This window comes from Micromonospora sp. NPDC007208 (assembly GCF_042869175.1).
GTDB classification, from domain to species: Bacteria; Actinomycetota; Actinomycetes; order Mycobacteriales; family Micromonosporaceae; genus Micromonospora; species Micromonospora foliorum.
The window spans coordinates 145,244-160,719 of record NZ_JBIAFG010000004.1 but is presented as its reverse complement, the minus strand read 5'-3'; the positions used below and the strand labels follow the sequence as shown (position 1 = coordinate 160,719).

Genomic DNA, 15,476 nt, shown 5'->3' with positions numbered 1-15,476 from the left:
GAAGGGCCCCCGACCGTGGCCTTCGCACTGCGTAAACGCAGCCCAAAGGCGTTCGAACGGGCCGCCGACGGGTCGATGACGCTCATCGAGCACGTCCGTGAGCTGCGCAATCGTCTCTTCCGCGCCTCGTTGGCGATCATGATCGGCTTCGGCGTCGGCATCTGGCTGGCGACGCCGGTCCGGATCCTGTTGTCGGAGCCGTACTGCAGCCTCGACGCCTCGATCGATCCGGTCTCGGGCAAGTGCAAATTCGTCCAGCTCGGTGTCGCGGACGTCTTCCTGCTGAACCTGAAGATCGGTCTGTGGGTGGGCCTGGTCATCGCGGCCCCCATCTGGCTCTACCAGCTGTGGGCGTTCATCGCGCCGGGTCTGCACCGGCACGAGCGGCGCTACGCGTACATCTTCACGGCGCTGGCCGCGCCACTGTTCGCGGCCGGCGCGGTGCTGGCCTTCTTCGTCACCACCAAGGGCCTCGAGTTCCTGCTGAACGTGTCCGGCGATGACATCTCGACGAATCTGGAAGTCACCCGGTACATCTCGTTCGTCACCAACCTGATCCTGTTGTTCGGGGTGGCGTTCGAGTTCCCGCTGATCGTGCTGATGCTCAACTTCGTCGGCCTGGCCAGCGCGAAACGACTGCTCAGCTGGTGGCGGGTGGCGATCTTCGTGTTCTTCGCCTTCTCCGCCGTGGTCACCCCCACCCCTGATCCGTTCGGGATGACCGCTCTGGCGCTCTGCCTGACGGCGCTCTACTTCGCCGCGGTCGGCGTCGCCTTCCTCAACGACCGGCGGCGTGGGCGGGGCAAGGAGATCTACGCCGGCATCGACGACGACGAGGTGTCGCCGCTGGAGTTCGACGCGGACCCGGTCGTGGCCGGGCAGCGGGTCGACTCGACCGCGCCGATCGGCGTACCCGAGCCGATCGCCAAGCCGGCGCCGATCGAACGCCGCTACGACGACATGACCTGACGGCCCCGCGCCGCCCGGTCCACCGACGCCGTCCCCGTTTCCTCGGGGGCGGCGTCGTCGCGTCACGTCGAGCGCCGGCGGCGGAACCGATGGTGACGGCGCCTGCCCCTGGTGAACGGCGGGTGTCCGACCGGTACGGTGCTGCCCGTGACCGCAGACGATCACCGGCCCGGCCCGGTCGCCGTGCTCGCCAACCCGACCGCCGGTCGCGGTCGGCACCGCGCCCTGCTGCCCCGGCTGCTGGACGCCTTGGCCGCCGCCGGGCGGCCGGTCCGGCTGTTGCCGGCGTCCAGTCCCGGCGAGGCGGAGGCGGCGTGCCGGGCCGCCGTCGCCGACGGCGCTGGCGCGTTGGTGGCGGTCGGTGGGGACGGCACCGTGCACCGGGCGTTGCAGGCGGTCGCCGGCACCGACGTGCCGTTCGGCCCGATCCCGGCCGGCACGGGCAACGACTTCGCCCTGGACACCGGTTTCCCGGCCGACCCTCTCGCGGCGGCGGTGGTGATCGCCGAGGCGGTGCGCGACGGCCGCAGTCAACCCATCGACCTGGCCCGGATGGTCGGGGTCGACGGCGTCGAGCGCTGGTTCGGGGCGGTCCTCGCGGCCGGGTTCGACGCGATCGTCAACGAGCGGGCCAACCGGATGCGCTGGCCACGCGGCCCGCGCCGGTACGACCTGGCGATCCTCGTCGAGCTGGCCCGGCTGCGCCCACGGCGCTACACGCTGCGCCTCGACGGGGTGCCGCACGACCTGGACGCGGTACTCGTGGCGGTGGGCAACTGCCCCACGTACGGCGGCGGGATGCGGATCTGCCCCGACGCGGACCCGACCGACGGGCTGCTCGACGTGGTGGTGGCGGGTCGGGTCAACCGGCGGACCCTCATCCGGGTGAAGCCGCGCATCTACCAGGGCACCCACGTCAGCCACCCGCTGGTGCGCAGCTTCCGGGCCCGCACCGTGGAGTTGGCCGCCGAGGGCATCACCTCGTACGCCGACGGGGAACGCTCCCTGGAGCTGCCGGTGACGGTCAGCGCGGTTCCGGGCGCCCTGCGGCTGCTGCGTTGACCCGTACCGCGCCGATGCTCGCCGCGATGACCAGCACGATGGCGGCGCACTCCAGCAGGGTCAGCGCCTGCCGCAGCACCAGCCACCCGGCGAGCGTGGCGATGGCCGGGCCGAGGCTCATCAGCACCGCGAAGGTGGCGGTGGGCATCCGCCGTAGCGCCAGCAGCTCCAGGGTGTAGGGCAGCCCGGAGGCGAGCACCGCGAGGGCGGTGCCGAGCGCCAGCACCGGTGGGTCGAGCAGCACCGCACCGCCGTCGACGATGCCCAGCGGCAGGGTGACCAGCGCGGCGAGGGTCAGCGCCAGGGCCAGCCCGTCGGCGCCGGGGAAGCGGCCGCCGACCCGGGCGCTCAGCACGATGTACGCCGCCCACATGGCGCCCGCGCCGAACGCGAAGGCCACCCCGACCGGGTTCAGCCGGTCGAAGCCGCCCTGCCCGAGCAGCGCCACCCCGGCCAGTGCGAGCCCCGCCCAGCCCCAACTGGCCAGTCGTCGGGCGGAGAACACCGACAGCGCCAACGGGCCGAGCACCTCGAGCGTCACCGCCGGGCCCAGCGGAATGCGTTCGATGGCCTGGTAGAACAGCGAGTTCATGCCGGCCAGCGCCAGCCCGAACGAGCCGGCCGCGAGCCAGGCCGACCGGTCGTGCCCGCGCAGTCGGGGCCGGCACACGATGAGCAGCAGCACCGCCGAGATGGTCAGCCGCAGGGTCACCGCGCCGGCCACCCCGGTGCGCGGGAAGAGCAGCGCGGCCACGGCGGAGCCGAACTGCACCGACAGGGCCCCGCCGAGCACCAGCCCCACGGCGGCGACGCCACCGCGCCCGGCCGGTCGCGTCTCGCCCGACCGTGGCGTGGGCAGCAGGGTGTCCGTCACGGGCACGACGGTAGGCCGTCCGCTTCGGCCACCTTGCGGCGGTATCCACCTGCCGACACGGCCGTAAGTGTTCGCCAACGTGGTGCTACCGGCGTACGGTCCCTGGTATGACCGGCGCGATGCGGAAGCTGTCGATCTCCGTGCCACCCGACGTGGCTGAGCGCCTGGAGCGCGAGTCGAGCGCCAGTGCTTACATCACCCAGGCCGTCCGTGACCGGATGCGGCTGGACGCCCTGGACGCGGAGCTGGCTCACCAGGGCATCCCGATCACCGAGCAGGGCGTGGCCGAGGCACGCGCCCGCCGGGCTGCCGTGGAGGCCGACTGGTCGCCGGAGCGCCGCAGCGCCCTTCGCGAGCGGGCCCGCCAGCACGCGCTGGGCGCCGACGGCACGCTCGAACAACCGGCGGCGTGAGCCCCGAGGACGACCGCCCGGTCCGGCTCGTGCTGGACCGGTCGGCACTGCTGGCGTACCTGGCGGGATCGGTGCACGTCGGGGAGCCGCTGCACGAGGTCATCCAGGACCGCAACAGGTTTGGCGTCACCGCCGTGACCGCGGCGGAGGCGCTGGCGATCGTCAGCGATCCGAAGGAACGGGCGACCCTGCACCGACTGCTGAACCTGGACGCCTGCGAGGTGCTCTCGACCGAGGGTCACTCCCGGCACGAACTCAGCTTCTGGCGGACGGTGACGGGACGTGCCGATCTGGCCAGCACAGCGCTGGCCGTCCTCGAACACGACGCCTCGATCCTCACCGGGGAGGACCGGTACGGCGACGGTGAGCTACCGGTGATTCACATTCCCGACTGACGGCACCCCAACCGCCGGTCAGCCGGGCAGGGCGAGGTCGAGCACGGCGCCCAGCCCGTTCTCCCGGCCCGGCTCGGCCGCCGGGAGCACCAGCACCGAGCAGCCGGCGGCCACCGCGCCCGCGTCCGCCGGGGTGTCACCGACCATCAGCGTCTGCTCGGGGTCGACGCCCAGCATCCCGCAGGCCCGCCAGAAGATCGCCGGGTCGGGTTTGCAGCGCCCCACCTCGTACGAGAGTACGAACGCGCCGACCAGGTCGGTCAGCCCCCAGGCGTCGAAGTGTGGCCGCAGGTCGAAACCGATGTTGCTGACCACCGCCACCGGCACCCCGGCGTCGCGCAGCGCGGTCAGCGTGGGGGCGGTGTCGGCGTACGGTAGCCAGCCCTCGGCGGTCAGCAGCCGCTCGTAGAGCGCGTCGGCGAAGCCGTCGATGCCGGCGTCCACGGTCTCGGCCAGCCCGGTGTACGCGCCCCGGTGGGCGTGTTGGTAGAGGTCCCGGTCGGCCCACAGTTCGGCCAGTCGGGGTGGCACCCGCGCCGGCAGTGGCCCGCCGGCGCGGCCGGCGGTCAGCAGTCGGTCGGCCAGCGAGGTGGCGCGGACCCGGTCCAGGGTGACACCGCACGCCGCCGCGGCCTCCAGCACCCACTGCCGGGGATCCTCCACCTGGGCCAGGGTGCCGTGGAAGTCGAAGAGCACCGCCTTGACAGGGCGTCGGGACGCCCGGCGGGCGGCGGGCGCGTCGGCGGTGCCCGGCGGACTGGTCTGGGGCGGTTCGGCATGGTCCGGCACGCCGTGCACCCTACCGACCGCCTCCGACCGCGCCTCCGGACGGCCTTGTGGGGTGGTGTGACTCGGCACGCACTAATCTTGGTGTCATGTCGAGCCCCGCCGAGCGGTACGCAGCGGCGCGCCGCAAGGCCGCACAAGCCGCACAGTTTCCGGCGCTGAACGAGTTCGCCCTCGAGTTGGGGTTCGACCTCGACGACTTCCAGCGGGAGGCGTGTCAGTCGCTGGAGCGGGGCAGCGGTGTGCTGGTCTGCGCCCCCACCGGTGCCGGTAAGACGGTGGTCGGGGAGTTCGCCGTCCACCTGGCGTTACGCGGGCGGCCCGACGACCCGGTGCCCGCGGCCGACGCGACGACCCCGCCGGCTCGGCGCAAGTGCTTCTACACCACGCCGATCAAGGCGTTGTCCAACCAGAAGTACCACGATCTGGTCGCCCGGTACGGCGCCGAGCAGGTCGGCCTGCTGACCGGCGACAACGCGATCAACGGCGACGCGCCGGTGGTGGTGATGACCACCGAGGTGCTGCGCAACATGCTCTACGCGGGCTCCAGCACCCTGCAGGGTCTCGCGTACGTGGTGATGGACGAGGTGCACTACCTGGCCGACCGGTTCCGCGGTGGGGTGTGGGAAGAGGTGATCATTCACCTGCCCGCCTCGGTCACCCTGATCTCGTTGTCGGCGACCGTCTCCAACGCCGAGGAGTTCGCCGACTGGCTGGTCACCGTGCGCGGCGAGACCGCAGTGGTGGTCAGTGAGCACCGGCCGGTGCCGTTGTGGCAGCACATGCTGGTCGGCAAGCGGATGTTCGACCTGTTCCACGACGCCGACGCCGCCCGCAAGCACGACGTGCACCCGGAGTTGCTGCGCTACACCCGGGAGACCGCGCGGCGGCTGGAGTTGGGCGAGGGGCGCAGCGCGGGGCCCGGTGCCGGCCGGCGTGGCCCGCGCTGGCGTGGCCCGTCGCGCCCGGACATCGTCGACCGACTGGACCGGGAGGGTCTGCTACCGGCGATCCTGTTCATCTTCAGCCGGGCCGGCTGCGCCGCCGCGGTGCAGCAGTGTCTCGCCGCCGGGCTGCGACTCACCTCGGCGGAGGAGCGGGCCGAGATCCGCCGGGTCGTCGAGTCCCGGGTCACCGCCATCCCGGGCGAGGACCTGTCGGTCCTGGGCTACTGGGAGTGGCTGGACGGCTTGGAACGGGGCCTGGCCGCCCACCACGCCGGCATGCTGCCGGTGTTCAAGGAGGTCGTCGAGGAGTTGTTCGTCCGCGGCCTGGTCAAGGCGGTCTTCGCCACCGAGACCCTGGCGTTGGGCATCAACATGCCGGCCCGCTGCGTGGTCCTGGAACGGCTGGTGAAGTACAACGGCGAGGCGCACGTCGACCTGACCCCGGGGGAGTACACGCAGCTCACCGGGCGCGCCGGCCGCCGTGGCATCGACGTGGAGGGGCACGCCGTCGTGGTGTGGTCCCCGGAGGTCGACCCACGGCAGGTGGCCGGGCTCGCGTCCACCCGCACGTACCCGCTGCGCTCCAGCTTCCGGCCGTCGTACAACATGGCCGTGAACCTGGTCGGCACGGTCGGCGCGGAGCCGGCCCGGGCTCTGCTGGAGTCCTCGTTCGCCCAGTTCCAGGCGGACCGGTCGGTGGTCGGCCTGGCCCGGCAGGTGCAGCGCAACACCGAGACCATCGAGGCGTACGGCGCGGAGGCGGCCTGCCACCACGGCGACTTCGACGAGTACTTCGCGCTGCGGGTGGCGATCGCCGACCGGGAGAAGGCGATCGCCCGGCAGGGGCAGACCCAGCGCAAGGCCGCCGCGGTGGCCTCGTTGGAGCGGCTGCGGGTCGGCGACGTGATCCGGGTGCCGTCGGGCCGGCGGGCCGGGCTGGCCGTGGTGCTGGACCCGGCGACGGGCGGGTTCGGTGAGCCCCGGCCGCTGGTGCTCACGCAGGACCGCTGGGCCGGGCGGGTCAGCCCCGGCGACTTCACCACCCCGGCCGAGGTGCTGGCCCGCATCCGGGTGCCCAAGCACTTCAACCACCGGTCCCCGGGCGCCCGGCGGGATCTCGCCGCCGAGGTCAGCGGCACCGGCCTGGACCGGCACGGCGGCCGACGCGGGGGTCGTTCCCGGCAGGTGACCGGCGAGGACCACCGGATCACCCAGCTCCGCACCGAGCTGCGCAACCACCCCTGCCACGCCTGCCCGGAGCGGGACGAACACGCCCGCTGGGCGGAGCGGCGTCGGCGGCTGGAGCGCGACACCGAGGAGTTGCGCGAGCGCGTCAGTGGTCGTACGGGGTCCCTCGCTCGGACGTTCGACCGGATCGTGGCGTTGTTGACCGAGCGGGGTTACCTCGCCCGCGACGGCGCGGTGACCGACGCCGGTCGGATGCTGGGCCGGATCTGGACCGAGGCGGACCTGCTGGTCGCCGAGTGTCTGCGCCGGGGGGTGTGGAACGGGCTGTCCCCGGCCGAGCTGGCCTCCGCGGTGTCCGTGGTGGTGTTCGAGGCACGCCGTGATGTCGACGAGCGGGCGTCGCTGCCGCGCGGGCCGGTGGCCGACGCGGTGGACGAGACGCTGAAGCTGTGGGGGGAGATCGAGGCCGACGAGGCGGCGCGGGGGCTGACCGCGACCCGGGAGCCGGATCTTGGTTTCGCCTGGCCCGTCTACCGGTGGGCGCGGGGCGAGGCGCTGGCCAAGGTGCTCGGCAGCGGTCACGAGATCGATGGTGAGATGCCCGCCGGTGACTTCGTCCGGTGGGCCCGACAGGTCGTCGACCTGCTCGGTCAGATTGCCGACTCCGGTGGTGCCACAACGGAACTGCGGTCTACCGCGCGACAGGCTATAGCGGCCGTCAATCGGGGCGTTCTCGCATACCACACGTCAGCCTGACCATTACGCTCGGTCATTTTCGTCGGGTAATCGACGCAGCGGACGGTCACCGCAATGGCACCCCTCGGATAGCCCCGGGGGCACTGTTGCGCCTGATCACAGCACCCCTGATCATTGCCGAGGCGTCTTGTTGACGCGTCGGTAACGAATGGGGAGAAACCCGCCGTGGCGGAGATCAATCACTTTGAGTACGGGTGGATCACGCCCGCGCTGAGCTACGCGCTGTCCGTGCTCGGTTCGATCCTCGGTCTGGTCTGCGCCGGTCGCATCCGCACGGCCGGGACGAGCGGTCAGCGGGCGTGGTGGGGTCTGCTGTCGGCCTGGGCACTGGGCGGCACCGCCATCTGGGCGATGCACTTCATGGCCATGCTCGGCTTCGCCGTCGAGAACACCCGGATCCGTTACGACGTGCCGTTGACCGCGGCCAGCACGGCCATCGCCGTGGTGGCGGTCGGTATCGGCCTGGCCATCGTGGGCACCGGCCGGCTGAACCCGGTCCGACTGATCGCCGGCGGCGTCTTCACCGGTGTCGGGGTGGCCTCCATGCACTACACCGGCATGGCCGCCATGCGCCTCAACGGCAGCCTCGGCTACGACACCGTCCGAGTCGTGCTCTCGGTGGTCATCGCCCTGGTGGCGTCCACGGTCGCCCTGTGGCTCGCGATGACCGTCCGGCGGGGGCTGGCGATCTTCGCTTCCGCGCTGGTCATGGGCATCGCCGTCAACGGGATGCACTTCACCGGCATGAGCGCCCTGTCGGTGCACCGCCACGAGGGCACGGGCGAGGTGACCGGCACCGGGGTGAGCACCCTGCTGGTGCCGATCGTGCTGGCGGTGGTCTTCGGGGTGGTCGGTCTGCTCTACGCGCTGCTCGCCGCCCCGACCGACGACGACCGGGCCGCCACCGCGTACCTGGACGGGCGGCGCCTCTCGGAACCGGCGGCTCCGACGCCCACCGCTGCGCCCGACCCGGTCGGGTTGCGCGCCCGCTCCACCCTCGGCCAGCCGGGTACCCCGTTCCCGTCCCGCCGGGACACGCCGCCGCGCTGACACCGTGCGGTGGGCGGCCTCGTCCTGCTGCGCGAGCACGGTCTGGCCGGCCGGGCGTTGCCGCCCGCCCCATCCGCGCGCCCGGAGGCCGGGCGGTCAGGACGGCCGGCGGCCGGGCCGGCTGCGGTCGATGGTGAGGGTGGCCAGCAGGCCGGGGTGGTCGGTCGCCCCGTGCATGGGCACCAGGGCGCGACAGCAGAGCGTGATGTCGGTCGTCGCCGTGATGTGTTGCAGTCGGCCGTCGTCGATTCGCTGGTGGCCCGGCGGCGTGCAGGCCCTCACGTCGGGGTCGTGGCCGGCGAGCAGGTTGAGGTCGCCGCCCAGCACGGTGGGCTCGTAGCCGGCGTTGCGACTGATTCTCGGCAGGATGGTGTCGAGCAGGTGGTCGCACTGGGTCAGCGCGACGCGGTAGCCGGTGGCCGACAGGTGGGTGGTGCAGGCGAGCAGGGCGCCGTCGACGTCGACGCAGAGCCAGGCTCGTTCCTCGGGGTCCGCCAGGTCCTGCGTCGGGTGGGTTCCGGCGTACACGGTGCGCGGGCTGGTCGGCGCCGGCACGTGGGTCAGCAGCCCGATGCCGAACCGTTGACCGTTGCGGCAGCGGGTGTCGTCGCCGCTCGGGCGGTCGCCGGCGGCCTGGAACGCGCTCACGACGGTCCGGCCAGGGTGAACGGTTTCGAACACGTCGTGCAGGGCGGGGAGGTCGTCCGCGCAGATCTCGTTGAGGGTGACCAGGTCGGGTGCCTCGGCGGTGATCACCTCGGCGGCCCTGGTCATCGCTCGGCCGGTGTAGCAGCCGGCGCGGCCACTGTTGCAGAGGTTCAGTTGGAGCATCCGCAGGACCGTGGCCTGCGGGGCGTCCGTGGCGTCGGTGGGGAAGGCCGGCGGTGCGGCCGGCAGTGCGGCGGCGGCGAGTAGGCAGCCCACGGCCATGGTTCGACGCAGGAACCGGTACGGACGGGCGGCCACACGGACTCCGGGGGGCGCGAGGCGACGGTCATCGCCGAGGTGCCAGTGATCCTACTGGCGGCCGATCGGCGTTCGAGATCCACAGCGGTGGACCGAGGGGGTACGCGCGGCGCGTACCCCCTCGGGTCGCGCTCAGTGGGCGCGGACCGCGACGGCCGTGTACGGCGTGGTGGGGGTCGGCGGTGTGGTGAACCGGGCGTTGGGCAGGTATAGCCGACCCAACGCCTTGGCGACGGTGGTGGGCACGTCGAAGTTCGGGTCGGTGATGGTGCCGGTGAGCGCTCCGGCGGTGCCGGCGTGGTTCAGCCGGACCACCGCGATCTGGTTGAGACGGTTCTGCACGACGTAGAGGGTGCGGCCGAGCAGCAACAGTCCGTCGCCGTTGGCGAAGGTGTGGCCCGGCACGTCGACGACTGTGCTCGCGCCGGTCCGCGGGTCGACCCGGTACAGCGTGCCGGTGTTGGACTGGACGACGATCAGCGCCCGGCCGTCCGGTGTGGTGGCGATGCCGTTGAGGTTCACGCCGGTGCCGACCTGTTCGTACGCGCCGGTCAGCGTGATGGTGGTGAAGGCGTCGGCGGGCGGCAGCGCCCCACCGCGACCGAGCGGCAGCCGGTAGAGCACCGGCCGGTTCGAGTCGGTGAAGTACGCGGCGTCGCGGGTCAGGACGACGTCGTTGACGAACGTCGGGGCGGTGGCGAACTGGTAGCGGGCCAGCAGCTCGCCGGTGCGGGTGTCGAGCACGCGGGCGTCGCCGGCCGTTCCGCCGGAGACGAACAGTCGGCCACGGGCGTCGACCTTGAGACCGAGCGACGGGGTGCCGGTGGCCGCGCCGATCGTCGTGCCCCGGCCGGTGACCAGGTCGACGCGGTGGATCTCACCGGTGGCGCGGGAGCCGAAGTAGGCGTACCGGCCGGCGGCGGCGATGCCCTCGGGCTGGAAGCCGTCGGGGAGGGCGAGGACGGCCGGCGGCCGCCCGGCGGGGTGCGCCTGCGCCGGCGCGACGGCCACGGTGGCCAGCATGACGGCGGTCAACGCGCCGCCGAGCGTGGTGCGGAGGGGGCGGTTCACTGTGCTCCTTCCGGGCGGAAGCGGCACGAGCCGACACGTCCGCCACGTTCACTGGGGCCAGGACCCTCCCCACTGTACGACCGCTGGCGGGCGTCCGCCCGGCGTCACCGGCGCGGCCTTCGGGTGACCGCGCCGGTGAGCCCGTCGGGCGGGGCGGAGGTCAGGCGTTGCGGACCAGCCGCCACCTGTTGTCCGCGCTGCCGTTGTCCGGATCCTGCACGGCCTGCGCGCCCATGGCGGTCGACCCGTTCAGGATGCCGAGCAGCTTGTTGCTGTTGACGTTGCGGATCTTGTAGGTTCCGTCGTCGTTGTCCACGAGGATCCACCGGTGGTCGGCGGTGCCGTTGTCCGCCCACTGCAGGACCCGGGCGTTGTCGGCGGTGGACATGTTCTCCACACCCAGCACCTTGCCGCTGTTGACGTTGCGGAACCGGACCGCGTTGCCGTCGGTCACGACCACCCAGTTGTGGTCGGCGGTGCCGCTGTCGCTCCACTGCACCGCCAGACCACCGTCTGCGGTGGACATGTTCTGGACACCGAGGACCAGCCCGGTGCCGACGTTCTGCAGTCGGTAGCTGCCGCTGCCGCCGCCGCTTCCGCTGGTGTTCCAGTAGACCGTGTAGTTGAAGCCGTGGGCGTCGTAGAAGGGGCCGAGGTTCACCGTGGACCCGTTGGCGCTGGCGGTGAACGCGAGCGAGCTGGTGCTGGTCCGGGTGATCGAGGAGACGGTGAGGGCGGGCAGGGTGCTCAGCGACGTGTTGCCGTAGTTGCCGGCCAGCACCGAGGGGCCGTACGTGATCGCGCCGACGTTGGCGTTGTCGTTGGCGGCCCGGACGGCGACCTGCATCGGCAGCCGCACGGTGATGGTGTCGCCGGCGGCCCAGGTGCGCGTGACCGTGGCGTAGCTGCCCGGTGTGGTGGCGACGTTCTCCACCGTGCCGTTGACGGCGATCGTCGCACCGCTGGTCCAGGACGGGATCCGCACCCGGATGCTCCACGAGCCGCTCATCGAGCCGCTCAGGGTCAGGGTGCTGGTGTCGCTGACCGGGAAGCTGGTGGTCTGGGTGACCGTGATGCCGCGTTGCGTCCAGTTCAGCACGGATGGCGCGAACAAGTTCACGCTCAGCGTCGTGCCGTTGTAGAAGTAGATGGAGTCCATCAACCTCGTGTTGATTTCCAAGCCGGTGCCCTGGCAGCACCAGAACGAGTTGTAGTCGGTGCTCCAGGTGCCGCCACCCCACGCCGGGCCCACGCCCCGACGACCACCCGGCCGCAGCGGGGTGAAGTAGGTGATGTGGCCGTGGCTGTCGGCCGGGTTCTGCCCGCCGATCAGGTGGTTGATCAGCGCGCGCTCGTAGAAGTCGAAGTAGTCCGCCCGGCTCGGGTCGAGCAGCCACAGCTCCCGGGTCAGTTTGAGCATGTTGAACGTGTTGCACTGCTCGCAGGTGTCGTTGCTGAGGTACCCGGCGATCGCGTTCGGCGCCCGGAAGTGCTCCGCCTGGCTGTTGCCGCCGATGGCGTACGTGTGCGCGCCGACGGTGATCCGCCACGCGTTGCTGGCGATGTCCCGGTAACGGGTGGTTCCGGTGGCCTTGTACTCGCGGGCGGCCCCGATCCACTTGGGCACCTGCGTGTTGGCGTGCAGCCCGTTGAGCTGGTCCTGGTTGGAGGCCAGGGGGTTGAACACGGAGTTGTGGTCGAACCGCTGTGCGGTGGCGAGCCACCGGCTGTCGCCGGTCTGCTGGTAGATGTCGGCGAGCACGTCGTTCATGCCCCCGAACTCGGTGCCGAGCATCGACTGCATCTGGCTGGAGCTCAGTCGGCTCGTCCGGGTGTCGACCCAACCCGCCAGTGACAGCAGCACCGTACGGGCCTGCGTGTTGCCGATGTAGCGCCAGACGTCGAGCAGGCCGGCGAGGGTCTTGTGGATGCAGTAGTAGGGCACGTTGCCGTTGGACAGCGTCCGTGCCTCGAGCGCGGTGAAGTCGGACTCCGGGAAACCGGAGAGGTAGCCCGCGCCGAACCCGGCGGCGGAGTTGTTGGCCTGGCACTTGGCCAACTCGGCCACCATGTAGTTGGCCTTGTCCCGGCAGGTGGTGTCGCCCAGCACCGCGTACGCGTACGCCCACGCGCTCAGGAAGTGCCCCTGCATGTGGGTCCGGAACGGGAAGTTCGGCGCGTCCCAGCCGCCGTTGGTGGCGGCGCCGTTGGTGGACAACCGGTGGTTGGCGCGGAAGTTGTAGAGCATCCGGTCGACGTCGACGAACCGCAGGTAGTTCAGGGTCCGGTTCTGGTTGTCCATCCAGCGACCGGAGGTGAGTCGTACCTGACCGGGGTCGAATGCGTACGCCGAGACGCCGATGTCGGACCGGGCCGGGGGCACGACGGCCGCGGACGCGCTGGCGGGGGAGACGACGGCGCCGGTCGCGGAGACCACCACGGTGGCTCCGGCGGCCTGAAGCAGGTGGCGGCGGCTGAGGGGCGGGGGTGGCATGGGGAACCTCCAGGTGGCCGGGTACGTCGGGGCCGCCATCGATGGCGGTGGGGGCGTCGGCGGCGCAGGGCCGACGACGGGTGGGTGGTGGGTCGCGCTCGCGGTCGCCGTGGACGCCGGGTGCCCACCCCTGGCGCTTATCGCGGCACATCGATGTGATCGCTAACATAGTTCGTCGTTAACATGCCCGCAACCCCCGGGGCGCCTCGCCGACCCATCCGGTGGCGACGTGACCGGGTCGGTGCCGCGCCCGCTGGCAGCTATGGTCCGAAACGGACACCTGCTGGGCTCGCGAGCACTGGATGGTGACGCTGTGTGACCGATCCCGGCGGTCGCCCTCCGTTGACGCCCGACCGGTCGCTCAGTACGGTGCATCGTAAATCTTCGATGTCAACGTCGATACATCAATGCTGCGATGTGGTTACGACGGTCATCCCGCACCTCACAAAAATCCAGGTCAGATAGGGGAGGGGGCATCCGCGAAGAGCTGTTAGCGCTAACACCACCCTCGGTCATTGCTGGCATGCGAATGGCGAAGCCCGTTCGGGCGGCAGTCAGGACAGCGGTGGCTCGCCCAGTCAGACATCGCGCACGGCGCACTCTCTGTGGGAGTAATCGTGAAGGTGAAAGATCGAACGACAACCCAAGCCACCCGCCGGGCCAGGCGTGCCATCGCCTGGCTGGCGAGTCTGGCCTGCGTCCTCGCACTGGTCCCGGGCACGGCCAGGGCCGACAACCCCATCGTCCAGAACATCTACACCGCGGACCCGGCGCCGTTGGTGCACAACGGCCGGGTCTACCTCTACACCGGACATGACGAGGACGGGTCCACCTACTTCACCATGCGTGAGTGGCGGGTGTACTCGTCCGCGGACATGGTGAACTGGACCGACCACGGCTCGCCGATGAGCCTGGCGACCTTCGCCTGGGCGGACGCCAACGCGTGGGCCGGCCAGGTCGTCGCGCGTAACGGGAAGTTCTACTGGTACGTGCCGGTGCGCCAGCGCTCCAACGGGCAGATGGTCATCGGCGTCGGGGTGGCCGACAGCCCCACCGGGCCGTTCCGCGACGCGCTCGGTCGACCACTTGTCGGCAACAACGAGATCGACCCGACCGTCTTCGTCGACGACGACGGACAGGCGTATCTGTACTGGGGAAACCCGGGCCTGTGGTACGTGAAGTTGAACCCGGACATGATCTCTTTCGCCGGCAGCGCGACGCGTATCCCACTCACGACGGCGGGGTTCGGTACCCGTACCGGAAACGCGAGTCGGCCGACGTTGTACGAGGAGGGGCCGTGGGTGTTCAAGCGCAACGGCCTGTATTACAACGTGTTCGCGGCGGAGTGCTGCTCGGAGTTCATCGCGTACTCCACGGCGACGGGACCAACGGGGCCGTGGACGTATCGCGGCACGATCATGCCGCGGCAGGGCGCCAGTTTCACCAATCACGCGGGTGTGATCGATTTCCAGGGTGGTTCGTATTTCTTCTACCACAACGGGGCGTTGCCCGGTGGTAGTGGTTACACCCGTTCGGTGGCGGTGGAGAAGTTCAGCTACACCAGCGGTGGTCTGTTCCCGACGATCACGATGACGAGTACGGGTGCCCCGCAGATGGGCACGCTGAACCCGTACGTGCGGCAGGAGGCCGAGACGATCGCGTGGGGCTCGGGGATCGAGACCGAGGCGTCCGGCGAGGGCGGGCTGAACGTCGGTTGGATCGAGAACGGCGACTACATCAAGGTCAAGGGCGTCGCGTTCGGCGCGGGTGCGACCTCGTTCAGCGCCCGGGTCGCGTCGGCCACCAGCGGCGGCCGGATCGAGGTACGCCTCGACAGCGCCAGCGGCCCGACCGTGGGCACCTGCACCGTGGGCGCCACCGGCGGTTGGCAGACCTGGACCGCCACCACCTGTGCGGTGAGCGGAGCGACCGGCACCCATGATCTCTACCTGCGCTTCGCCGGCGGCAGCGGCAACCTGTTCAACGTCAACTGGTGGCAGTTCAGCGGCACCGGTGGCGGCAGCGCCAACCTGATCACCAACGGCGACGTGGAGAACGGCACGACGGGCTGGGGTGTGCACGGCAGCGGCACGCTCGCCAGGAACACCACCGTCGCGCACGGCGGCAGCGGATCGCTCTCGATCACCGGCCGGACCGGCGCGTGGAACGGCCCGAGCCAGGACGTGACCGCCAAGCTCACCAACGGCAAGAGCTACGCCACGAACGTCTGGGTACGCGCGCAGAGCGGCACCCCGTCGGCGAAGGCGACGCTGTCACTGACCGCGAACGGCACGACGAACTACCTCCAGCTGACCCCGGCGGTGGGGGTGAACGTCAACGGCTGGACCCTGCTCACCGGCACGACGACCGTGTCGTGGAGCGGCACGCTGTCCGGTGCCGCCTTCTACGTGGAGACGGCCGAGGGCACCGACGGTCTCCTCGTCGACGACGTCTCGTTCCAGTGACGGGTGCTGCCGGAGCCGTGCTCGTACGGCTCCGGCAGCA

12 protein-coding genes are annotated in these 15,476 nt (G+C 71.2%); 7 read left to right on the top strand and 5 right to left on the bottom strand.

Annotated elements, in window-relative coordinates:
- Window positions 1-15 precede the first annotated feature (15 nt).
- Window positions 16-969, top strand: a complete 954-nt coding sequence (gene tatC / locus ACFYL6_RS09885; RefSeq protein ID WP_387169772.1) for a twin-arginine translocase subunit TatC — start codon at window positions 16-18, stop codon at window positions 967-969.
- A 138-nt stretch (window positions 970-1,107) separates the two neighbouring features.
- Window positions 1,108-2,031, top strand: a complete 924-nt coding sequence (locus ACFYL6_RS09880) for a diacylglycerol kinase (RefSeq protein WP_387169771.1) — start codon at window positions 1,108-1,110, stop codon at window positions 2,029-2,031.
- Here ACFYL6_RS09880 and ACFYL6_RS09875 read toward each other — a convergent pair.
- Window positions 1,994-2,911, bottom strand: coding sequence for a DMT family transporter (locus tag ACFYL6_RS09875; RefSeq protein WP_387169769.1), 918 nt, complete (start codon window positions 2,909-2,911; stop codon window positions 1,994-1,996). The two genes, ACFYL6_RS09880 and ACFYL6_RS09875, sit on opposite strands and share 38 nt — an antisense overlap.
- 101 nt (window positions 2,912-3,012) lie before the next feature.
- Between ACFYL6_RS09875 and ACFYL6_RS09870 the strand changes: the two genes are divergently transcribed.
- Entirely contained in the window at window positions 3,013-3,318 is a 306-nt protein-coding gene (locus ACFYL6_RS09870) for a hypothetical protein (RefSeq protein WP_387169767.1), read from the top strand.
- Window positions 3,315-3,713 (top strand): PIN domain-containing protein, encoded by a 399-nt coding sequence (locus ACFYL6_RS09865; RefSeq protein WP_387169765.1) that lies wholly within the window; start codon window positions 3,315-3,317, stop codon window positions 3,711-3,713. The genes ACFYL6_RS09870 and ACFYL6_RS09865 overlap by 4 nt, the downstream gene beginning before the upstream one ends.
- 18 nt (window positions 3,714-3,731) lie before the next feature.
- Here the strand turns inward: ACFYL6_RS09865 and ACFYL6_RS09860 are convergent, their stop codons facing one another.
- A complete protein-coding gene (locus ACFYL6_RS09860) occupies window positions 3,732-4,502 on the bottom strand; it encodes an HAD family hydrolase (RefSeq protein WP_387169763.1) in 771 nt (256 codons plus the stop codon).
- An 86-nt stretch (window positions 4,503-4,588) separates the two neighbouring features.
- Between ACFYL6_RS09860 and ACFYL6_RS09855 the strand changes: the two genes are divergently transcribed.
- Together ACFYL6_RS09855 and ACFYL6_RS09850 are read left to right on the top strand one after the other, a co-directional pair.
- Window positions 4,589-7,390, top strand: a complete 2,802-nt coding sequence (locus tag ACFYL6_RS09855; protein WP_387169761.1) for a DEAD/DEAH box helicase — start codon at window positions 4,589-4,591, stop codon at window positions 7,388-7,390.
- A gap of 165 nt (window positions 7,391-7,555) precedes the next feature.
- On the top strand, window positions 7,556-8,440 hold the full coding sequence (locus ACFYL6_RS09850) for an MHYT domain-containing protein (RefSeq protein WP_387169759.1): 885 nt from the start codon (window positions 7,556-7,558) through the stop codon (window positions 8,438-8,440).
- 96 nt (window positions 8,441-8,536) lie between these two features.
- Here ACFYL6_RS09850 and ACFYL6_RS09845 read toward each other — a convergent pair whose 3' ends face one another.
- From ACFYL6_RS09845 to ACFYL6_RS09835, 3 genes are all read right to left on the bottom strand, one after another.
- On the bottom strand, window positions 8,537-9,406 hold the full coding sequence (locus ACFYL6_RS09845) for an endonuclease/exonuclease/phosphatase family protein (RefSeq protein ID WP_387169757.1): 870 nt from the start codon (window positions 9,404-9,406) through the stop codon (window positions 8,537-8,539).
- Window positions 9,407-9,538: 132 nt separating this feature from the next.
- Window positions 9,539-10,477 (bottom strand): SMP-30/gluconolactonase/LRE family protein, encoded by a 939-nt coding sequence (locus ACFYL6_RS09840; RefSeq protein ID WP_387169755.1) that lies wholly within the window; start codon window positions 10,475-10,477, stop codon window positions 9,539-9,541.
- A gap of 160 nt (window positions 10,478-10,637) precedes the next feature.
- A complete protein-coding gene (locus tag ACFYL6_RS09835) occupies window positions 10,638-12,971 on the bottom strand; it encodes a beta-L-arabinofuranosidase domain-containing protein (protein WP_387169753.1) in 2,334 nt (777 codons plus the stop codon).
- A 623-nt stretch (window positions 12,972-13,594) separates the two neighbouring features.
- Between ACFYL6_RS09835 and ACFYL6_RS09830 the strand changes: the two genes are divergently transcribed.
- Window positions 13,595-15,436: a family 43 glycosylhydrolase gene (locus ACFYL6_RS09830; RefSeq protein ID WP_387170388.1), complete on the top strand. Its 1,842-nt coding sequence runs from the start codon at window positions 13,595-13,597 to the stop codon at window positions 15,434-15,436.
- Window positions 15,437-15,476: the final 40 nt, after the last annotated feature.